This window comes from Dyadobacter sp. BE31 (assembly GCF_031457695.1).
Classification (GTDB): domain Bacteria; phylum Bacteroidota; class Bacteroidia; order Cytophagales; family Spirosomataceae; genus Dyadobacter.
The window spans coordinates 523,857-546,417 of sequence record NZ_JAVDXA010000002.1 but is presented as its reverse complement, the minus strand read 5'-3'; the positions used below and the strand labels follow the sequence as shown (position 1 = coordinate 546,417).

The window sequence follows — 22,561 nt, the reverse complement described above, 5'->3', positions numbered from 1 at the left end:
TTATATTATTGTTTTACCCCAATGAACCGAAAGCTTCGTTTCGAACGATCAAGAAAATGATAGCTTCCGGTCATTTCTAATGTATCTTTCCGGTATTCTCCTGTCGCGCTTACACGTAAGTCGCTTCCATCCCGAACATCATAAATACTAAATACCAAAGGGTCGTTCTTATCGATAACCAACTTGGTGGCAACGCTGTCGAAACCAATTACAAAACCGTCCTCTTCACCTAACACCACTTCAAAAGTCGCCGGATCGCTAAATGGTACCTGCCCGGAAACTGGAAAATTTGTAGGATAAAAGCTACCTGCCATCGTACCGCTGTATTTACCAGAAATATCTTGTTTCTCGGGGTCTGTTGATTCCTTTTTACAAGAAATTATTACTGTCAACATCGAAAAGAAAAGGAGTCGCTTCATTTCAGTCTAATTTTAGTGAAAGATCAGGCTAAAAACCGAATTTAATAAGTAACCGTTAAATTATTTATCAATTACCTATTCCACAATACGCTTTAATCGGTTTTTTTGTTGAGCAATCTTTCGAATAGCTTCCCTCATTTCCCCCACTCCACATTCTTAAATACAATCGCCTTGTACCCATCCCTTTCGTAGAGCACGCCGATCGTATTTTTCCCCGTACTGACAATATCCGAATAGGCCGTAAAATCCTTTTCGCCTGCGGTGCTTTTGTCTACTACATAACTTTTCTTCCAGCTTTTGCCATCGTCGAAACTGATGCGTAAGGTCAGGTTATCTCTCATTTTAGTGTCGGCCGCGTTGCAGAATGCCAGAATGTTTTTGCCCTTGCTTCGGCCGAGGGTCAGGATGCTGCCTTCGCACACCGGGTCGGGCAGGTTGTGGTCAAAAAAGGTGGTGTCCCATTTGGCGCCGCCGTCGGAACTGGTTGCGACGATCCTCGCGCGTACGTCACCCTTCTGATTGCGCGCGTTGAACATCAGGCGCCCGCCCGAGAGCTCGGCGGCTGTCGCCTCGTTACCACCCTCGACGGGAATGGTCTCACTGAGTTTGAAAGTCTTGCCGTGGTCGTCGGAGTAAAATCCGTGGGCCTGGTAGTCGGCAAAATTGCTCTTGGGAGCGCCTGCGCTGTGGTTGGCGGCAATGTAAATGCGGCCTTTGTATGGGCCTTCGGCCAGCTGCATGCCGTGGCCGGGCGTATTGGCATAGCTCCGCCAGTCGTCGGGGAAATTGTAGGCAGCATTTACGGCCGGTTGTTTGGGCCGGTGTACCTGCGTGGTAATGTTCACGGGGGCGTCCCAGGTGGTGCCGCCGTCGGTCGAGGTTTTGTACCATACTTCGCGCAGGCCCTTCCCTTTTCGTACTTCGCCTTCATGGTTATTGCCCGTATTGAAAAACAGGAACAACCGTCCTTTTGGGAAAACGGGGTCGCTCAGGTCCATGACGGGCGCCGGGTTACCAGCCTGCAAATCGTCATAGCTGGCAACTACCTGGATTTCCGACCAGGATTTGCCGCCGTCTCGGCTGCGTTTCATCACAATGTCGATATCCCCGAAATCGCCGCTGCCGCCTACCCTGCCTTCCGCAAATGCAAGCAGCTCGCCCCCGGGCATACGCACGATGGCAGGTATACGAAACGACTTATAGCCGTCATTTCCCGACACAAAAACCGGGGTTTGGGCCACGGCAAAATAACTTACGGCTATCAGCTTAGCCAGCAGAACATATTTCAATAATTTCATAATCAACACTTTATTTTTTTTAAATCCAAAACCTCCCCTACCTGTTCTTTCCCCGTCAATGACGCCAGCAGCTGCATGCAATACCATTCCTGCCGCGGCAAATGGAACGGTCCTTTGAACAAATTGCCCTTCGCACCCTGCGCTACCGAGCCGTCGCGATGCAGGTAGCCGAACCATTCGCCATGTTCCTGATCGTGGAAATGGCGGTATGCGTAGTTATGCACCAGCCGGTGCCATTCCGCATATTTGGCATCGCCTGTCAGCGTATAAGCAAGCAAGGTAGCGATGATGGTCTCATTGTGCGGCCACCAAAATTTCATATCCTGCCAATATTCCTGCACGGGCCTGTCGTAAACATCCCTGAAATAGAGAATGCCGCCGTACTCGGTATCCCACCCGCGTTCCCACATGTAATCGAGCATTTTGCAGCCGAGCGCAATCAGCCGGGGATCATTATTGCGATGTTTCGCCTCGTGCAGGATAAACCACGCACCTTCAATGGCGTGGCCGGGATTGAGCGTGCGGCCATCGATATGGTCGATAATGCTGCCGTCCGGCGCCACCTGTTCCATCACGCAACGAATATCGTCTTTCACAAAATCCCGTTCGATTTCAGCGATAAAACCATCGATCAACGCATCGCAGCGTGGGTCGCCGATGGTCTCGCGGAGTTGCTGGGCGGTATTCATGAGGATCATCGGCACGCCTATACCCTTGGCCGGGCGCGTACCGGTGAATTTTGGTTCAAGCATGCCCGGCACCGTCGCATATTCGATGCATTTCCCGAACAGCTCCCGGGCCCTGTCGGCCGCTTCCGCGCTCCCGCTCGCTTTCGCATAAGCCGCATTCGCGATGACGGCGAATGTTTCCGAGAAAAAATAGCGTCGTTTCCGGATCGGTTCGCCCGCGCGGGTCATATGAAAAAACATGCGGCCGTCGGTATCGAAACAGTATTTGTTCATAAAATCAATGCCCGATTTCGCACCTTCCAGCCACTCCTGCCGCGGCTCCACGGTATTATACAACGTGGCAAGCAGCCATGCCGCCCGGCCATGGAACCATACCGACTTATCGTCATCGAGCAAAGCCCCGTCGCGGTCGCGCATGAAAAGGTAGCCGCCATGTTCCGCATCGAGCGACCTCGGAAACCAGAATGGCAGCGTGTTACCGAGCAATTGATTCTTATAAAATGCGTGCAGACTTTCGAGTTCTGCCGGGTTATAGTTCATGGTTTTAAGTTAATGTACTGAAATAGAAAAAGTCGCTGCCGGCAATCCGGCCTCGTTGTACAAATTGGCCCTTGTAAATGGCCGGTAGGCATACAGCACCGTTTGGACGGCCTCGCCCGCAGGCAAAAGGATCCGCACGCGATTGTTCGAAAGCACTGCCTGTGCCGGCATGCGTTTGCCGCTTTTCGTAAGCAATTCGAAGCCCATCAGCGGTTCGTTATTCGGCGTTCGCAGCTTTTGAGCCGATGTAAAATCCAGAAAAACACCGTCTATTCCCAGCGTAGCTTTCGAGATCACCGGGCCGTTGGCTATGACGGGCTTGCCATAATGCCCCCGCAACGCGAGCAGCGCCAGCCGCTCCCCTATCTCCTTTTTCCGAACCGGATGCACGTCCAGGGAGTCTCCCAAATCGTAGCTCACCGCCATGCCCGAATGGGAGATTTTGTCCAGCATTTGCCGTTGTGAATCCCGGAATTCGGGCCAGTTGGGCCGCTCGATGCCCGAAAGCTGCACATAGTAAAATGGCAATGCATTGCCCAGGCTTTGCCGCCAGCTTTTCACGAGCATTTCAAAAAGTGCCTCATGCAGTGTTACATTGTGCACATTACTTTCGCCCTGGTACCAGATGATCCCCGCAACCGGGAAGTCGGTCAACGGCGCGATACCCGCCTGGTAATTATAGCCCGGTTTAAATGGGTGCCGCTGATCCGCCGACTGCGCCTGTCTCGTATTCACGCCGGCGCGCTCGCGGCACCATTCCATGATCTGCCCCGAATGCTGCCAATCGGAGAGCATTCCGGCAAAGCGGCTGTCGCGGGCGAGCACTTTTTCATCGATCCACGATTCCGTAGGCGAGCCGCCCACAGCCACCTGAATGAGGCCAATGGGCACATTTTCTGACGCCGCGATTTGCTGACCAAAATAGTAAGCCACCGCCGAAAACGCCGCCGCGGAATTCACGTCCGGCGTTTTCCATTCCCCTTTGAAAAAATCGTAGCGGTTAACCCTCGCCAGCGTTGCCGAGTCCCACGCAATATCTCCCCACGGCACCGAGCCGCGGAATTTCAACAGCCTGATATGCGGGTTAAATTTTCCCTTTTTCAACTCCTCCGGCCCGGTCGCGGCGTTTTTCAACTGGAAATCCATATTCGACTGGCCCGAGCAAAGCCACACATCGCCGACGAGAATGTCGTTCAAAACCACTTCCCTATGCGCGCCGGAGACCGTCAATGCGTAGGGGCCGCCGGCCTTTTGCGCGGGAAACACCACTTTCCACTTCCCTTCCGTGTCCGCGGCAGTTTCCCGGCTCATTCCCTGGAAACCTACACGCACCTTCTCGCCTGCGCGCGCACGGCCGTAAATATGCACCGGTTTATTCCTTTGCAGCACCATATGGTCGGTAAAAACGGCCGCCAGCGCGAGGCTGTCACTCGCCGGGCTTTGTGCACGGGTAATGCCGGCACCAGCTATCAAAATCAGTAAACCAAACAGGGTCCGGAAGCTCATTTATAAATCGTTAGGCCCGACAAATCACGTTCAACGGGCATCAGCAAACTTAAAAAGTAACCAAATACCACACAGCTCACCAACCCGGTGCATGCGTACATCAGCAAATGGATGTTGGTATATTGCTGAATCAGCAGCTGGGTAATGCAGCTGAGCGCCATTCCGGCCATCACGCCATTGCCGCTGGCTTTGGTAGTAAAAATCCCCAACACAAATGCCCCGCCAATGCATCCTGTGAACAACCCGAGAATGGTATTGAACCGATCCCAAAGCGAGGAAACGCCTTTATGCGCCATGTACAAGGCAATGCAAGTCACAAAAATGCCGAGCAGCAAGGTAGCGGCCCGCGCGAAAAACAGCGTTTGCTTAGGGGTAACGGCCGGGTTCAGTTTTTGGTAAAAATCGGTGGTGAGCAGCGTGGCGGTGGAGTTCATACTGGCTTCGGTGCTGCTCATGGCGGCGGCGAAAATACCGGCGATCAGCAAGCCCGACAGCCCCGCAGGCAACTGGCTCACAATGTACCACGGGAAAATATTATCGACATTATCCAACGCCATATTCACTTTCTCCGGCTGCTCGCGAAAGAAAAGGAACAGCAGCGTACCAATCGAAAAGAATAACAGCGTAGAAGGCAAGGTGAGCCACGCGCCCAGTTTCAGGCTCCGTACCGACTCGGTTTCGGATTTGGTGGTCAGGTAACGCTGCACGGTGGTTTGGTCGGTGCCGTAAGTGAGCAGGTTAATGGCCAGCCCGCCGATCACCACCACCCAGAAAGTAGGCTCGGTAAAATCGAAGCGGAAGTCGAATACTTTCAGCTTTTCGGATTGGACCAGTACCTGCTTCGCAGCGCCCCAGTCATCCATCTGGAACGGCAGATAAAAAAGGCAGAACAATGCACCGGCGGCCAAAATCAGCACCTGGATCACCTCTACCCAAATCACCGCTTCGATCCCGCCTTTGACGGTGAAGAAAATGCTGATCGCCCCGATCATGATAATGCATACATTAATATCGATGCCCGTCACCAGCGTGAGGGCGATGCTCGGCAGCAACACCACAATACCCATCCGCCCGAGTTGTAGCAGCACGTACAGTGCCGACGCCAGCATGCGCGAGCCGGTATTGAACCGCTTGCCCAGGTATTCGTAAGCGGAGGTGACGTTCAGCCGGCGGTAAAAAGGAATGAAATACCCCGCTACCAGCGGCATCACCATGATGATCGTCATCAAAAGGAAAAAATACGTCCAATCGGTGGCGTAGGTTTTGGCGGGAATACCCATAAAGGTAATTGCACTAAGCTTCGCCCCGAAAATACTGATCCCGGCAGCCCATTGCGGAATGCGCTCGCCGCCCTTGAAATAATCGTCGGTATTGCTGGTTTTTCCCGTAAAAAGAAACCTCCCGGCCGTCATGAGCAGGAAACAGACCAGCAGCACCACCGAATCGACCCAGGAAAACGACGACTGGCTCCGCACGCTCCCGCGTGTGACCACGGGCGTACGAACGCCGGGTTTCACCTCTCCGCTCGGAATGAGAATCTCTTCTCCGGCTTTCACGGCAGTGGTAGTTACCTGTGCGGCCCCGGGCAGCTCGCCGATCTTCGCCCAGGCATCGGTAATGGTGTTGTAGAGGTAAATGTCCTTACTGAAACCGGGGTGTGCCTGCAACAGAGCCACTTTTTCCGCTTGAAGGCGCTGTTTCTCGCCGTCGGTTTGCGCCGCGGCAATGCGGGCATTATAGGTTTCGATCCGGTTGAATGTGTCCCCTTTATCGCCTCCCAGCAAAACAATATAGGAAGCCCCGTTGGCTACGCCCGTTCCCGCCGAGAGGTTGGTGGGCGTTGTACCGTCACTGATCCCCGCCCGCTGCGCCCATTCGCGTTTGGCCGGGTCGTAGCAAAAATTGGTACCGTGCAAATCGCTGATGCCTCGCGCGGTGGCGCTGCGCCCGCCCAGTACATACACGCACGAAGCCTTTCCATTGCTTTGCACCACCGCCACCGAATGCGACATTGCCACAGGTAATGCCGGCAATGTTTGCCATTTCGGCTTCGCTTCCGACAAATCCAGCGCAAAGAAGCCGTTGGAAGGCTTCCCGGCATGCTCGCCGCCAGCCACGTAAACCACATTCCCCAGGCTGGCAGCGGCCGCATTGGCGAGCGGGACCGGCAGGGCCGGAAGCGGCTTGAAATCCACCTGCTTCCGGCCCTCATTCCATTGCATCAGGAACACCTCCTTGCTCGTACCCGCCTCGTTTTCACCGCCTATGCACACAATACCCTGCGCAACCGAAACGCTCGCGCCATAGGCTGTCTTTTGTTTCAAAAGCGGGTTCACCGCCTGGATCCACACATAAGACGAGCCGCTTTTTTTCAACACATAAATGCCGTCGTGGTAGGCCTTCCGCCCACCTTCCCACGGCATACCGGCGGGAAAATCGGCGCCGCCGGCGATCAGTAACGCGCCATTGTGCCAGCCGGTAAAAGCACCGGCCACGCCCAGGCTGGCGGCCTCCGGAGCCGTGCCGGGTGCGGGAAGGCTGGCAGCCACCGACCAGTCGATCCGGTTCGAGAGCGTATCGCCGGCCAAAGCGTTATCGGGCCACATCAGATGTAAGCAGATTAGGATACAGAAAAGGTTGATCTTGCAAAACATTAAAATGTGTTTTTGGCCAAAATCCGGCCCGATTTATACGAATCAAAATCCAGCGCAGCCACATCGGCGGTGAACTCCTCGAACTGCCCGTCGGTCATGTTCCGCACCGGCAACCTGAACTGCCCGCAATCCATTCCAACGAGCTTCATATAGCTCTTACCCACCGAAATACCTCCATATTTACCTAAAAGCCGGATCATATCGATCGATTGCTGCTGTAAAGTGGCGGCGGTATCCATCCGGCCCTTCTCGAATGCCTCCATCAACCGGTGGTAGAGCGGCGCAGCGTAGTTGAAAGTGCTGCCTACCGCGCCTTTCGCACCGATCGCCAGCGCCGAAAGCATATTCTCGTCGCGGCCCCAAAGCATATCGTACCGGCCATTGCGGAAGTTAAGGCAAGATTGAAAATCCATAAAATCCTCGTGGGTATACTTGATCCCCGCAAAATTGGGAACCCGCCCGTCGATAGCTTGCAGCAGATCGTACATTGCAAATCCGACGCCCGTCAGCACGGGAATGTGGTAATAATAAAACGGCATTTCGGGCACGCTCGCGGCGATGGCAATAATACACTCGGCCAGCATTTCCACATTAGCCGGCTTGAAATACGACGGGCTCGTAAACGACACCGCGTCCATGCCCACACCCGCGGCGTGCCGGGCGAGGTCGATGCAATCCGCAATGCAGGTACCGCCCAGCAGGGGCATCACGGTGAATGCCGGATCACCCGCCGCACAGGCCGCCCAGGCTTCGGTCACGAGTTTTTTCTCGCGGAGGGTCAGCGATACGCCCTCGCCGGTGGAGCCGCAGATGAATGCGCCGCTGACGCCATTATGTTTCAAAAACTCGTAGTAAGCCGGGATAAGATCGGTATTGAGGCTGCCGTCGGCCTTCATAGGGGTGAATGGAGCCGCAATAAGGCCCTCCAAATGTAAATTCATGAATGTATCGGTTAAAAAAAAGAAACTCAGTTAGGTCGTGCGGTGCTGTAACCCGGCGTCTGCGTCACGAGGGGGTCGTTGGTCCATACGGCAGCCTCGATAGGCCAGAGAACCCGGTAACCCTGCGTGGCCTTATCCAGCACGCCATAGGGATGCGCCGCACTCTTGAATACCAGCGGCTCGCTGCCGGATTTCATACGCCGCAGATCATACCAGCGCTTGCCCTCGTGTACAAACTCCCACGTGCGCTCGTTGAAAATCGCCAGTTCGTTCGCATCTTTTCCGGCATTCACGAACGGCATCGGGTCCTTGCCCCCAAAAGCACGGTCGCGCACGGCCTGGATGTAGGCCGAAGGATCGCCGCCCTGCGCATTGATGATCTCCGCCAGCATCAGAAGCCGGTCGGCCTCGCGGTATACCGGCCAGTCGTCGGAGAAATAGCGTTTGTTGGCGTCGATGGTGCCGAGGAACTTCACCAGCGCAGTATTCCTGATGGTCGGTACGAAGGGCGTCACGTCGGTATTGACCTTGTAATAGTCATAGAAAGTGGCATTCCGGCGCGTATCGGCAAGGTTGTATGATTGGAATAATTCAAAAGTATAGGCATACCGCTGAATAACCTGCTGCGAGTTCGTTGCAGCCAGCACGAGCGGGTCCACCAGGAAATTACCCACACCGGCACTCGCGGTCGAGTCTTTGTAATGCAGCCCGTTCATATTAAATGTAGAATAGGTATAGGCCGCCACGCCACTCATTTCAGCCTCTCCCACTTTGTACCGCACGGCAAAAATCACCTCGTTGTTGTTCTTTTGGTTGTAGGCAAATACATTGGCAAAAACGGGCAGCAGGCTGCTTCCGGTCACCGCTTCCAATGCCGTTTTGGCCTCGGCAAGATCGGCGGTTTTCCCGTACACCTTCGCCGTCCAGAGCAGCACCTCGCCTTTCAGCATCCGGGCCGCATTGGGCGACCATTGACTTTTGTCGCCGGCTGCCGCCTGCGTGCCGAAAAGGCTCACGGCCTTGTTCACATCGGCCTTCACGGCGTTCGCCACATCCTCTTCCGTAGCCCGGGCCTTGCGGAGTAAAACTGCGTCGGTCGTACCATTCAGTACGTCGGCTTCGAGCACGAGCGGAACGCCGCCGTAAGTGCGCAGCAAATGGAAGTAATAATAGGCACGCATGGCATAAGCCTGCCCCAGCAGGTAACTTTTGCGGGTTTCGGACAGGAACCCGATGCTCTCTACCTTTTGGATAAATAAATTGATCTGCAAAATCGGGCCGTAAAAACCGGCCCAGCTGCTCACGCCCGACGAGGTTTCCTCCAACCGCTGCTCGATAACCGGCAGTTCATTGAGCGACGTCGCCTGCCTGTCGACATTGCTGTACGTGCCGCCGCGCATTTCGCCCAGGCGCAGGAACTGGAACTGGTTATCGCGGAACTGTTTGTGCAGGCCCACCATGAAATTGCTCACCTGGGCTTCGTTCTGCCAGAAATTACTGTTTCCGAAATAGTCCTCGGGCGCGAGTTCGAGCGCATCCTGGCAGGAGGTTGCCAGTACCGACAATACGGCCCAGCAGATATGGAACATGATCTTTTTCATGCGGTTAGAATGTGAGGTTAACACCAAGGATAAGGGATGTAGGAATAGTATAGGCGCTGTTCTGGCTGCCGGTTCGCTCGGGTAATGCCAGCATTTTGTTGGTCAGGTAACCGAGGTTCTGCCCGGTGGCGGTAATATTCAATCCAGCCAGTTTCAGTTTTTGAAGCAAAGCAGAAGGAACGGTGTATGTCAACGACACTTCACGGAATGCCAGGTACGACGAGTTCACCCAGAACATGCTGCTCGGCCGGTCGAAATTCTTGGAATTGAGCTGATCGGCCCACGTGTAGCGGGGATACTTCGCATTCGGGTTTTCGGGCGTCCAGGTATCCTTCACCAGGTCCGTTGCATTGAACTCGCCCTGCGCACTGGCAAGCGACCAAAGGTGCTGGAAATCCATCTGGATATGGCCCAATGCAAAATCCATTCGGGCAAAGAGCGACAGATTCTTCCAGCGTACCTGCATATTGACGCCTCCCGTCCACCTCGGAATCGAGCGCCCAAGCGACACCATGTCGCGGGTGTCGATCGTATCGTTGTTATCGAGGTCTTTCCACATCATATCGCCCAGCTGAGTGGCGATGTAGGTGGTACGGCTAAGGCCTTTGGAGGAGATCATTGCCTCGCTCGCTACGCGCTTACCGGCCGCGCCGTTGTATTGCACCTCGCCGGCGGCGATATCAATCTTGTTGTATTTCGACAGATCTTCCGCATTACGAATAATGCCGTCGCTCACATATCCGAAAACTTCGCCATACTCCTGCCCTTCCTGCAAACCACCCGCCCAGATGGTTTTACCCGATTTCGGGTCGTAAATGCGCTGGCCACCCTGACGGTTGTTCTCATTGCCGTTGAAAGGCAGTTTCAGCACCATATTCTTGTTCCAGGCCGCATTCGCGCCGATCTGCACGGTGAAGTCCTTTTTCTGAACCGCCTTGAAAACACCTTCCAGCTCCACACCCCGGTTGCGCATGCTGCCGTTGTTGGTACGGATGCTCGAAATACCCGCCGAAGTAGGCAGGATCACGCTCGCGATCTTGTCGGTGGTCACGCGGTTGTACACAGCGATGTTGGTCGTGATACGGTTGTTGAAAAAGCCCATTTCCACGCCGCCTTCCACGGTATTGCTTTTTTCCCACTTCAAATTAGGGTTCGCGACACCCGTTTGCAGGAAGCCGATAGACCCGTTGTAAGCCGTTTGCGAGCCATAGGAACCCTGCAATTCATACACACCGATGCCGTTGTTGGTACCAATGCCGATGTTCCCGTTTTTGCCATAACTCGCACGTAGTTTCAGGAAAGACAGCCACTTTTGTGTCGCCGCCATGAAATCCTCGCGGTGCATGAGCCAGCCGGCCGAGAAAGCCGGGAAAGTACCAAACTGGTTGTCGCCGATCAGCCTCGAATAGCCATCACGTCGTACTGCAAACGAAGCGAGGTATTTGCCGTCATAATCGTAATTCAGGCGACCGAATGCCGAGATAATGCGTTCGCGGGTATGGTAGGAATCGATCGTGCGGGTATTGGCATCGTTGATGGTCAGGCCCAGATCCTGGAAATCATCCGTGGGTGCTAGGCGGCCGGCGGCGCTGAAACCGTTCGTCGCTTCCTGGTAATATTCGGAGCCGATCATGGCGTCGATGAAGCTCTTGCCGAGGAATGCCTTTTTGTAGTTCAACACAGCATTGTAGGTCTGGCGAACGACGCGGTCGAAGCCCGCCGATGATGTGCGGTCGCGGTTCCAGCCGGTGTTAGGGTTGGTCGTGCTCATGATCCCGATGCGGTAATCCCTGTTAAAAGACTCTGCCACGGCTTCGTCGTACATCAGTATACCACCTGCTTTGACAAACAGGTCTTCGTTAATATCCGCCCGGAACGACTGCCCAAGCGTGAATTTATCCGACTGGTTCTTTCTTTTGTATTTATCGAAATTGAGGACCGGGTTACCGTCGCTGGCATCGCGGCCGAGAATCAGCTCGCCGTTGGCATTGGTACCACGCATGGTAGGCGGCGCAGAAAGCATCCTGCCCCAGTAGTTGGCCTCACCGTTTTGCAGCGATTGGTCGCGCCAGTTGGCCCGCGCGAAGTTGAGGCTGCTTTCGGATTTCAGCCAGCTTTTGATCTTGTAATCCCCATTCAATGTGAAGGTAAGCCGGCGGTAAAATGTACCGAGCGACAATCCATCTTCATTGTAATAACCCAAATTGGCATAGTAGCCGCCTTTCGCATTACCGCCATTCATTCCGATATTATAATCCTGCGAAATAGCCGGTGATTTGAATGCATAATCGCCGTAGTTGAAATCCTTGTAAATCAGGTCGGCATTGGTCCCGTTGGGATCATAGGCTCCGGCTGCATTGGTTTTAACGGGGTCTTTCATCGTTTTCCAGCCGTCGTTCGCATTCAGCAATTCGCGGTTGCTGTCGTTCAGGCGCATGGTGCTCCAAATCGCGCGCGAATCGTAGTTACCGTCCAGGATCACGCCGTTGGCGTCTTTGTACAGGTTGCCCGTCCCGCGTGGGCCCACGCCCGAGAGCAGCGACGACGTAGCGGTCCCGTTCTTGATCGCCTCCACAACACCCGTCCGCGTCCATTTGATGTAGTCCTCCGCATTGAGGTAGTTATAGGGGATGTTCAGAAAGTTAAAACCGGTTTTGGCCTTGAAGGTGATTGATGAAACACCGTCCTTCCCTCTTTTCGAAGTGATCAGTACCACCCCGTTGCTGGCACGCGCGCCGTAAATGGCGGTGGCGGAAGCATCTTTCAATACTTCCATACTTTCAATGTCATCGGGGTTAATGTCGCTCAGCGAGCCTCTCACCTGCCCGTCGACCACGATAAGCGGGCTGCCCGAGCCGTCGAAGTTGGTACCGCCGCGCAGGATAATGGTAGGGATCGAGCCCGGCCGGCCGGTGGCGGTGGATACGCGCACACCTGCAATGGTACCCGCGAGCGCCTGCGCGGGGTTGGCGCGCATCCCGGTTTCGAGCACTTTGGAATCCAGCTTGGCAATGGAAGAGGTGATTTTCGTGCGGCTGGCCGATCCATAGCCGGTTACCACCACCTCGTTCAAGGCCGAAACGTCCGGTTTGAGCGAAATATCAAGAGTAGCCGCCACGCCCACAGGCATTTCCTGCATCACATAGCCCATCATCCTGAACTGGATCACGTCGCCTCCGCCTACCTGAATGGTATAGGTGCCTTCCATCGAGGTTTCGGTGGCGACGTTTTTGCCTTTCAGCAACACGGTCACGTTGGGCAGCGGCTGCTTGTCGTCGTCGGACAGCACTTTCCCGGTTAGTTGGCGCGTGGTTTGCGCATGCACGCATGTGGCCAGCAACAGCCCGACGAGGCTGAGCAGGATGCTGCGGTGGGTAGTTTTCAATTTCATAGAAAAGGTTAAGAGTTATTTTGTCTTATGTATGACATAATAAAGGTAGAGTTTTCACCGTCTTGATAGCAAGCATCTTGCGAAAAAAATTTTTCGCGGGCGGCATCTCTTAATCACAAAATGGCTTGCGCTTTAACCGAAAACAGCCAAATTTGTCATACATAATGCGCTATAAACACTCATGGGAGACATTTTTCCGAATATCAAAAGCGTCGATACCAGCTCGCTGGTCGACAAGGTCGAGAGCAACCTCGTCCAGTTTTTCATCGATCACAATTTTAAAGTAGGCGACTCGATTCCGAAGGAGCTGGAACTGGCCCAGTCGCTGGGCGTGAGCAGGACCGTCGTGCGCGAGGCGATGCTGCGGCTCCGGCTGATGGGTTTGGTAGAATCCAAGAAGCACCGCGGGGCGGTTATTACCAGTCCCGACCTCGTGTCCATCCTCGAAAAGAGCATGAACCCGAAAATCCTGGACGAAAACACGTTGAAGGAAATTTTTGAAATGCGGCTGTCGCTCGAAATCGGAATGGCCGATTTCATTATGGAACGCGTAACGCCCGAAGATATCGCCGTTCTGAGGGTACTCGTGGAAAACGAGCCCGCCGCATCCGACCGGACGATATTCCAGATCGAGCACGAGATCGCCTTCCACGGCAAGCTGTATGAGATCACACGCAACGAAACCATGAAGAAGTTCCAGCGCATGCTGCTGCCGGTGTTCGACTACGTGCACAAGAGCGGGTTGCTGCGTAAACTCCCGGTGAACACCAACTTTATTTCGCATAAGGAAATAGTCGATATCATCGAGCACGGCACGGCCGAAAAGCTCCGCAACGGCATGCGGAGCCACCTCGAAAATCATTTTGCGCGGCTGTTGGAGTAGCCGATGTCAGAAATCGACGATTTTGTTGAAAAACGGCTTCGGTTGCAGCTGCCCGTCGAACAGCAGCGGGTAATCCTTGCGGCCGCGGACGGGGAAATTGTCCAGCCAGGTCGTTTTATCCGACACATTCCAGAAAGTAATGCCTGTTAGCACGCCGCGGTTTTTACGGAATGTGTTGAAAAGCATTTCATACTGCGCCGCCTGCCTGGTAAATGCTTCCGGCGCCACAGGGGCATTGTCTGCCTCTGTGCGTTCGCGCCGGCCATGTTCTTTTACATGCACCGACACGTCCAGCTCCGTAACCTGCACCGCCAGCCCCAGGCTCGCAAACCGGCTGATCGACTCCTGCAACTCGCCTTCCGAAGGCTCATATGCAGACCAATGCCCCTGCAAACCCACACCGTGAATGGGCACGTTTTTTTCTTTCAGTTTTTTGATTAACTGAAAAATCTTGTCCCGCTTCGCACGGCTCTCGGTGTTGTAGTCATTGTAAAAAAGCTGTGCGGCGGGGTCGGCGGCATGGGCATATTCGAATGCTTTTTCGATGTAATCCTCCCCGATGATCTCATAAAACTTCGACGCGCGGTAAATGCTCGTCCCAGTGTCCGGTACGGCTTCATTCACGACATCCCAGGCATAAATCCGCCCCTTGTACCGACCCACGACGTCGGTAATGTGCTGTTTCAGGCGTTGGAGCAGCACTTCGCGCGTGACCTGCCCACCCGCGTCGTCGGTGAAAAACCACGAGGGCGTCTGGTTATGCCAACACAATGTATGCCCGCGCACCTTCATGCCGTTCTTCTGCGCAAATGCGACAATCGCATCGGGCGCTTCCCAGGCATAGCGGCCGGGCTCGGGGTGGATGGGGCCCATTTTCATCGCGTTTTCGGGCGTAATGCTGTTGAACTGCTTCACGATGAACTCCGCCTCCGGCCCCGAGAGGTTCCTCGGAGCCACGGCCACGCCTACCGGAAAGTAGTCTTTGTAGGCATCTTTCAAAGTCTTTTGCTGCGCCAATGCGGCGGTCGACGCCAGTAGCGCGGCCAGAAACAGGGGAGTTTTTCGCATACCTATATTTTTACGCTTTTGCCGGTCGCTACTGATTTGTAGATGGCTTCCACCACGCGGATATCGCGCAGGCCTTCCTCGCCCGGGGCGATCAGGTCGGTGTTATTCATAATAGCCAGACAGTCTTCGTCCATTTGCTTTGCCTGCTGGCTTTTGATCGGAAAATTAATGAGGGTACCGTCGGACATACTGCCTTTGTTCCCGTTGTAACCCGACTGCGGCTCCAATTTCAGCCAGCCCTTTTCGTAGTTCACTTGCAGGTAGTTCATATTGATCCCAAAACTGGTCTGGCAGGTAGCCTTCGCCCCGCTTGGGAAATCGAGCATGAACATCATCGTTTCTTCTACCTCCTTATAAATGTCGGGGCGGGTTGTCGATGCCTGCGCGATCACGCTCACAGGCTCCTCGCCCGTAGCCAGGCGCGCGCCTTGCAATGCATACACGCCCATATCGCCCATGCAGCCGCCTCCCAATGCCTTTTTCTGCTTCCAGTGATCGGTGCGGGCGTCGAAATACCCCGCGGCGCTGTTGACCATCTTCACCTTTCCAAACTTCTGCTCTTTTGCCACTTTCATGTAAGCCTGAATATTCGGGTCGTGCTGGCAACGGTAGCCGATCGCCAGCTTCACCTTGTTGCTTTTGCAGGCCGCGATCATCGCCTCGCAGTCGGCCACGGACGGTGCCATCGGTTTTTCGCAAAACACGTGCTTCCCGGCTTTCGCGGCCCGTACCACGTACTCGCGGTGCATGGACGGCGGCAGTACGACGTACACGATGTCGATGTCTGGGTTTTTAGCGATTTGGTCGAAGTTCTGGTAATTGTAAATGTTCTTGTCGGGAATATTGTATTTGGCTTTCCATGCCTCGGCCTTCGACGGTGTGCCGGTGACGATGCCTGCGAGATAGCATTTTTCCGTCAGTTGCAGCGCGGGGGCGAGCAGGTCCGTGCTGTAATAGCCCAGGCCCACAAGCGCGATGCCGAGTTTATCCTTTTTCGGCGAAGTAGCGGCGATCAGCGGGTTTCCGGAGAACAAAGTAGCGGCTCCGGCCAGTGTTAATGTCGATAAAAAATCGCGTCTTTCGATTTGCATAGCTTGGATGATTGAATGCTTTTTGGATGAGATCATCGGCACGGATGCGCCGGTACAGCTTTAAAAGCCGGTACCGGCGCCCGTTTCACTAAAATATTGGCATTATTTCCGTTTGTCGAAGCACGATCGTCCCGATCGTGCCGGCATCAAGGCACAATCGGGACGATCGCTCCGGCCGCGTCGCGCACGAGCTCGCGTACCTTCACGTTACGCAAGTGGGTTTTTCCTGATAATTCCGAATCGTGGTAAAAAATATACCATTTGCCTTTGAACTCGACAATGGAATGGTGGGTCGTCCAGCCCTCTACCGGTTTCATAATCACTCCTTTGTAGGTAAATGGCCCGTAGGGTGAGTTGCTTTCGGCATAGCAAAGCAAATGCGTGTCGCCGGTGGAATACGAGAAATAGTATTTGCCATTGAACTTGTGCATCCATGCGCCTTCAAAAAACCGGCGGTCGTGGTCTCCTCCAAGAAGCGGCTTGCCATGCTCGTCCAGGATCTGTACATCACGGGGAGTTTCGGCAAATGTGCGCATATCGCCGCTCATTTTAGCCACTTTGGCGCTCAATGCGGGTTCCTGATCGTGGCCTTTCCCCAGATCGGTAGAGAGCGTTTTGTCATATTTCCCCGAATGCCAGCGCTGCAATTGCCCGCCCCAGATACCGCCGAAGTACATGTAACTCTGCCCGTCGGTATCGGTAAAGACAGCCGGATCAATGCTGTAACTACCCGGAATCGGTTCAGGCTCTGCTTTGAAAGGCCCCGCGGGCGATTTGGAAGTAGCCACGCCAATGCGGAAAACATCCTGCTTGTCCTTCACCGGAAAGTACAAATAGTAGGTGCCGTTTTTGAATGCAGCGTCCGGCGCCCACAGCTGGCGCCCTGCCCAGGGAATGTCTTTCAGATCCAGCACCACACCATGGTCGGTTACCTTGCCGCCAATAGCGTCCATCGAATACACGTGGTAATCCCGCATATTGAAATGGCCGCCCTCATCATCCTGCGGCACGTTGGCCTCGATGTCGTGGGAAGGATAAATGTAAATTTTGCCGTCAAAAACATGCGCGGACGGGTCGGCGGTGAACAGGTCACTGACCAACGGTTTCACTTTGGCTTGCTGGCAAAGGCCCGTTTCCAGGCCAATGCTGCCAATTGCCGCCAGGGCCATGAAACCGGTGGATATAAAGCTGCGGGTCATATGAATAGACTGATTAATAAGGTTTAATATCCGGAATTTTGTGGAAAAGCAGGACCGTCCACTACTCTATCGATTTGCGACTGAGGAATTGGCCTTAACATATTGAAATCCTTCACGTAAGGTGCCGCTTCCTGGTTCCACTCCTGCACACGACGCACGAGCGAGCGCGTACGTACGAGGTCGTGCCAGCGCTGCCATTCTCCGAAAAACTCGCGGCTGCGCTCGTCGAGGATAAAATCAAGGGTCACGTCATCGGCAGTGATGGTCATGGCGGCAGCGGCAGCGGCGTTCTGAGCAGTAGTATTGCTCTTGCGGAATGCCGCCCGTTGGCGCACGACGTTGATCAGACTGGCGGCTTTTGCAGCGTCACCGGCTTTGAAATGCGCCTCCGCACCTGTCATGTACACATCCGAAAAGCGGTACAAAACGCACGGACGCGTCGAAGGGTCATTGAAATTAGCCCCGCGGCTGGGGTCCATGAATTTTTTCAATGCCGGGAAAATGCCGTTGTTCCACAGGCTCGGCGGCACCACAATGCCTTTGAACGGCCGGGTACCGACAAACTGAGGCGCACCGGGCACCTCGTAGTCCGGCAGCCACACGGCGGTGTCCTGCCCTACGACCGTAGTGTAACCGATCCCGCGGCTGTTATTTGCTGCATTGGCCGCATTGGTAATGGAAGTGTTAGAAATATAAACGGTGTAAAAGGAGCTGGCGAAACGCGAATCCACATCCCGGTGGGTAAATGCCTGGTCGAGGAAGTAGTTCTTGCCTGCGTGCGGACCGGTAGGCCATTTGTCGGTATTGGGACGCATGCGGACGTACGGACGACCATAGTAAGAATCACGGATCATGCCCGACGTACCGCTGTTCACAAATCCGCCCGCGGCGTTCTTGAAGGAATTGATACCGCTGTTATTGGGGTAATTCCAGTTCGTAAACCAGGGCGAGAGGTTTTGTGCCGCACCGCCGCCGGCCGCGCCGCCGACATTGTAATAGCCATATTTAGGATCAAGCACGTGGTCGCTGACGAACATCGTTTCCTTACCATAGTCATTCGCAGGCACGAACGCATCACCGTAATCCTGCCACAGATCGAGCCCGTAAGCCGATTTGCTGGCGATGATCTCGTCGCATAATGCGGCTGCTTTGGTAAAATCGGCCGCGGTATTATTCAACCAACCCCGGGTGAGGTAAGCTTTGGCGAGCAGGAACTGTGCCACAGGCTTGGTAGCCGCCTTGCCGAGAAACGGCGCAGCGGGCTGGTTGGGCAGATCGGCAGCCGCTTCCGTTAGATCTTTAATGATCAACTCATACACCTGTGCGGCGGGCTGGCGGGATGCCGCTTGCGAAGGCACGGTAATAAACTCGGTATGAAGCGGCACGTCGCCCCAGGTTTGCACGAGGTAGAAATACCAGAATGCCCTTAGGAACTTGGCCTGTGCGAGGTATTGCTTCCGGGTCGCCTCGGGAAGGTCGATAGTCTGCCCATATTGCAGCACGCCGTTCAGGGTGTTGATATCCTGGAACGCAATGCCCCAGGCCGAACCGAAGTTACTGCCGTTCAGCCCATTGTAAGTGTAAGGAATGGGTGTACCTGCGCTGAGGCCCTGGATAAACTCGTCGGTGCCTGCCTGCATTTCGACGGTAAAACCTTCGGTTCCCCACTGGCTGCGGATGTCGTTGTACACCCCGGCGATGCCGCCGAGCACACCCGACGGGCTGTTGAAATACGAAGGGACGATCTGGGATTGCGGATGTTCTTCGAGTACTTTTTCACAACCGGAGCTCAGCAGTGCCACCATGCCGGCGGTGAGGAATATTTTGATGGATTTCATGATCGGATCAGAATTTAAGGTTTACGCCCACGGTGAATTGCCTTACCGGCGGGTTATTGAGGTTTACGGCGATTTGTCGCTCAGGCGCGCCACGCTCGCTGGCGCCCTGCGGGTTGAGCGTCGACTGCCCGCTGGCATAGCTGTTGCCTTCCGGGTCAACGGCGAGGTTATCCTTCACGAGCGGCGAATAGATGATGAACGGGTTTGTGAGGTTTACGTAAACGCGGGCCGACGAAGCACCAATCTTTTTGATCACATCGCTCGCGAATGTGTACCCGAAGTTAATGCTCCGGCATTTGATGAACGAGCCGTCGTAATACCCGAGCGTCGAACCGAAGTTGGCGACTGCGCTGCTCGCGTCCGGCGCGGGGAATGCGTTGGTCGGGTTGGTATCGGTCCAGTAATCCGTTTTCACCTGGTTAACCCGGCTCTGGTTGAAGAATGCAAACCCGCCCGAACCTGTGGAATTACCGGTAAGGTAAGGAACAAGCACTTTCATACCCATCCGCGCATAAGTGACGATCGACGCATCGAAGTTTTTGAAGCTGAAACGGTTCGTAAGCCCCCCCTCCCATTTGGGCTGGAAATTACCCAGGATCTGGCGGTCGCTCGCGTCGATTTTGCCGTCGGCATTCAAATCCTCGACCCGGATTTGCCCCGGATATTGCACAGGCGACACCTGCTTGGCCAAAGTCCCGTTCTCCGCGTCGGAGAGCTGCCAGATGCCTAGTTTTTTGTAATCATAAATCACTGAAAGTGGCTGTCCTACGAACCAACCCGCGCCGAGATTGGCTTTTTCCTGCGGCGTGGTCAGCTGCGTGATTTTCTCGCGGTTGAAGAAATAGGTCGCGTCCACACTCCAATTAAACCCTTTCGGCTTTCTGGCAATCTCGAAAGTAACGGCAACTTCCAGTCCCTTACCCTCGGTTTTACCCAGGTTTTTCAGGGTAGAACCGGCGCCATTGCTCGGCGGAAGCGGTACCGAGAGCAGGATATTTTTGGTTTTCTGGTGGTACCAGTCCACGGAACCGGTAATGCGGTTATTCAGGAAGCCGAAATCAACACCAATATCGACCTGCGATGTCGATTGCCAGCTCAGGTTGCTCGCCGGAAGGCTCGTCACGGTGTAGGCCAGCTGCTGTCCGGCGGTACCCGTTCCAAAGTTGTAATATCCGGCCGACAACGCGCCCAGCGTCGAGTAGGCGCCCACGTTGCGGTTACCGGACACGCCCCAGCCACCGCGCAGTTTCAGGTTCGAAACAAAGGCCACGCTTTTCATAAACCTTTCCTCGATCACATTCCAGCCCAGGCCGACGGCCGGATAGTTGAAATACTGGTTACCCGGCGACAAAGTGGAAGAACCGTCCCTGCGTAAGGTCAGAGTCAGCAAATAGCGATCGTCGTAGCTGTAATTGAGCCTTCCCATGTACGAAAGCAGGCCGGTTTCCGAAAACGAGTTACCGAAATCCGAATTAGCAACCGGCTGACCGGATGCCAGGGAGAAGTTCGATGTCTTGATGTAATCCGCCGGTACGCCCGTTACGGTGAAACGGCTGCCCAACGAGTGATTTTTGGTGTATTCGTATAATGCCGTGAAGCCCAGTTTGTGCTTGTCGGCGAATGTTTTGTCGTAATACAGCAAATGTTGCAGGTTCACGTCCCAGTACTCGGTGTTGCTGATCTCCGCTGTGGACGAGGACTGCACCGTCGCCGAATTGAAATACGTCAGCGGGCCATTATAACCATTGTAATTCGACTGACTGAAATTCAAACCTGCATTAAACCGGTATTTCAAACCCGGCAAAATGGTCACTTCCGCGTACAGGCTGTTGAACGTCCGCACGGAACGCGTACGGCCGAGGTACGAATCCTTTTTGGTCATGATGGTGAGCGGGCTTACGCCGGCCGCATCGATAGAGCCTTCGGACGGGAACATATTCACACTTCCATCCGCATTGTAGGGCGACGCCAGCGGCGTCAGGCGCACGAGCCCGCCCGGCACACCGCCTCCGCCTGGGGTGTTCTGGTAAGTAAGGGTGTTCAGCGTGTTCAGCCCTATTTTAATGTTCTTCCCGATCCGCTGATCGATGGTAGCGCGGAGGTTGAAGCGCTGGAAATTCTGGTTAGGAATGATTCCCGTTTCATTGAAATACCCCAAACCGAGCGAGTACTGTGTGTTTTCAACGCCGCCCTGCATGCCGAGCTGGTGGTTGGACATGAAACCCGGCTTGTAAATCAGGTCCTGCCAGTCGGTGGACACACCCTTGTCCAGGGCCTCCTGTTCTTTCGGAGTGAGCAAATAGCCCGACGTGCCGGGGCTGGTACGGTTATACTTGGCTGCATCCGCTTTGAACTGTGCATACTCGGGGCCGTTCATCACGTTGAATTTGCCCATAATGCGCGTCTCACCGTGGTAGCCATCGTAGCTGAACACCGGCTTACCCACCTTTCCTCTTTTAGTGGTTACGAGAATCACCCCGCCCGCTCCGCGCGATCCGTAGATCGCCGTGGCGGAAGCATCTTTTAATACTTCCAGGCTCAGGATATCGTCCGGGTTAATGTCGTTCAAGCCGCCGAACGGAATGCCGTCGACCACCACAAGCGGGCCGTCGAGGCCATCGCTTGATCCCGAACTGGTCGTCAGCGTGCGGTTACCGCGGATGCGGATCTGGCCCTGCGAGCCGGGCGTGCTGCCATTGCTGATGATGGATACGCCCGCGGCGCGGCCTTTGAGCTGGCTGACCAGGTTCGGCGCAGGCACCTCTTTGAGCGTCGACTCGCTCACCGAAACCACCGAGCCGGTCACATCCCGCTTGCGCTGCGTTCCGTAGCCGACCACTACTACTTCTTCGAGTACTTTGTGATCGGGCGCTAGCGACAAGTTGATGATCTTCTGGTTCCCTACCACCACCTCTTTGGAGGCATAACCTACCAGCGAAAACACGAGCACCGTTTGCTCATTGTCCGGGATGGTAATCCTGAAATTCCCGTTCTCGTCGGCGATCGTTCCGCGCGTGGTGCCTTTAATAAGGATACTCACTCCCGGCAATGCATCGCTGGCTTCCCCCGTAACCTTTCCGGTCACTTCCACATCGGCAACGACCTGGCGGACGAGCCTGTTCAAATCATTTTCCGATGCATGGGCGCCGCCGGCGGGGCCCAGCGTCATCGCCAACATCAGCGGCCATCCCATGGTCGCTAATGTGCAGAGCCGGTTTCTCTTGTTCAGTAAAAAGTAGCGCATAGGCTTGCAGGGTTTTTGTTGAAAATTTTTATTTGTCATTTTGACAATATATTTTTAGAACATAATGATTCCAATAATTTATGGTAACCTGACAATGGACAAAAGTAGTATGGCCGCGATACCGGCCGTGAGCACATTTGTTCAAACTATGGGAACAAATGTTCAAAAAGGGCCTAAAACTGGCGGATTCAGAGACAAA

General features: G+C 54.6%; 14 protein-coding genes. 1 reads left to right on the top strand and 13 read right to left on the bottom strand.

All coding sequences use genetic code 11. The features are described 5' to 3' along the window. Positions 1 to 5: 5 nt before the first annotated feature. The 8 genes from J2Y43_RS11060 to J2Y43_RS11025 form a co-directional block, all read right to left on the bottom strand. On the bottom strand, positions 6 to 419 hold the full coding sequence (locus J2Y43_RS11060; protein WP_309982355.1) for a hypothetical protein: 414 nt from the start codon (positions 417 to 419) through the stop codon (positions 6 to 8). A gap of 134 nt (positions 420 to 553) precedes the next feature. Next, entirely contained in the window at positions 554 to 1,717 is a 1,164-nt protein-coding gene (locus J2Y43_RS11055) for a sialidase family protein (protein WP_309982353.1), read from the bottom strand. A 2-nt stretch (positions 1,718 to 1,719) separates the two neighbouring features. Further along, on the bottom strand, positions 1,720 to 2,946 hold the full coding sequence (locus J2Y43_RS11050; protein WP_309982351.1) for an AGE family epimerase/isomerase: 1,227 nt from the start codon (positions 2,944 to 2,946) through the stop codon (positions 1,720 to 1,722). A 9-nt stretch (positions 2,947 to 2,955) separates the two neighbouring features. After that, positions 2,956 to 4,452 (bottom strand): sialate O-acetylesterase, encoded by a 1,497-nt coding sequence (locus J2Y43_RS11045; protein WP_309982348.1) that lies wholly within the window; start codon positions 4,450 to 4,452, stop codon positions 2,956 to 2,958. Next, positions 4,449 to 7,058 carry a sodium:solute symporter family transporter gene (locus tag J2Y43_RS11040; protein WP_309982346.1) on the bottom strand — a complete coding sequence of 870 codons (2,610 nt, stop codon included), beginning with the start codon at positions 7,056 to 7,058 and terminating at the stop codon, positions 4,449 to 4,451. The genes J2Y43_RS11045 and J2Y43_RS11040 overlap by 4 nt, the downstream gene beginning before the upstream one ends. A 47-nt stretch (positions 7,059 to 7,105) precedes the next feature. After that, positions 7,106 to 8,047, bottom strand: a complete 942-nt coding sequence (locus J2Y43_RS11035; RefSeq protein WP_309982344.1) for a dihydrodipicolinate synthase family protein — start codon at positions 8,045 to 8,047, stop codon at positions 7,106 to 7,108. A gap of 26 nt (positions 8,048 to 8,073) precedes the next feature. Next, complete coding sequence (locus tag J2Y43_RS11030) at positions 8,074 to 9,648, bottom strand: RagB/SusD family nutrient uptake outer membrane protein (protein WP_309982342.1); 1,575 nt, start codon at positions 9,646 to 9,648, stop codon at positions 8,074 to 8,076. Positions 9,649 to 9,652: 4 nt separating this feature from the next. Continuing rightward, complete coding sequence (locus tag J2Y43_RS11025) at positions 9,653 to 13,039, bottom strand: SusC/RagA family TonB-linked outer membrane protein (RefSeq protein ID WP_309982340.1); 3,387 nt, start codon at positions 13,037 to 13,039, stop codon at positions 9,653 to 9,655. Positions 13,040 to 13,220: 181 nt separating this feature from the next. Here J2Y43_RS11025 and J2Y43_RS11020 point away from each other — a divergent pair, with 181 nt between their 5' ends. Continuing rightward, positions 13,221 to 13,922 carry a FadR/GntR family transcriptional regulator gene (locus tag J2Y43_RS11020; protein ID WP_309982338.1) on the top strand — a complete coding sequence of 234 codons (702 nt, stop codon included), beginning with the start codon at positions 13,221 to 13,223 and terminating at the stop codon, positions 13,920 to 13,922. A 6-nt stretch (positions 13,923 to 13,928) separates the two neighbouring features. Here J2Y43_RS11020 and J2Y43_RS11015 read toward each other — a convergent pair whose 3' ends face one another. The 5 genes from J2Y43_RS11015 to J2Y43_RS10995 all read right to left on the bottom strand — a co-directional run bounded on the left by J2Y43_RS11015 (position 13,929) and on the right by J2Y43_RS10995 (position 22,362). Further along, positions 13,929 to 14,990 carry an endo-1,4-beta-xylanase gene (locus J2Y43_RS11015; RefSeq protein WP_309982336.1) on the bottom strand — a complete coding sequence of 354 codons (1,062 nt, stop codon included), beginning with the start codon at positions 14,988 to 14,990 and terminating at the stop codon, positions 13,929 to 13,931. A gap of 2 nt (positions 14,991 to 14,992) precedes the next feature. Further along, positions 14,993 to 16,081: a Gfo/Idh/MocA family oxidoreductase gene (locus J2Y43_RS11010; RefSeq protein ID WP_309982334.1), complete on the bottom strand. Its 1,089-nt coding sequence runs from the start codon at positions 16,079 to 16,081 to the stop codon at positions 14,993 to 14,995. 146 nt (positions 16,082 to 16,227) lie between these two features. Beyond that, positions 16,228 to 17,280, bottom strand: a complete 1,053-nt coding sequence (locus J2Y43_RS11005; RefSeq protein WP_309982331.1) for a glycoside hydrolase family 43 protein — start codon at positions 17,278 to 17,280, stop codon at positions 16,228 to 16,230. A gap of 23 nt (positions 17,281 to 17,303) precedes the next feature. Further along, positions 17,304 to 19,118, bottom strand: coding sequence for a RagB/SusD family nutrient uptake outer membrane protein (locus J2Y43_RS11000; RefSeq protein ID WP_309982329.1), 1,815 nt, complete (start codon positions 19,116 to 19,118; stop codon positions 17,304 to 17,306). Between the two features lie 7 nt (positions 19,119 to 19,125). After that, complete coding sequence (locus J2Y43_RS10995) at positions 19,126 to 22,362, bottom strand: TonB-dependent receptor (RefSeq protein WP_309982327.1); 3,237 nt, start codon at positions 22,360 to 22,362, stop codon at positions 19,126 to 19,128. Positions 22,363 to 22,561: the final 199 nt, after the last annotated feature.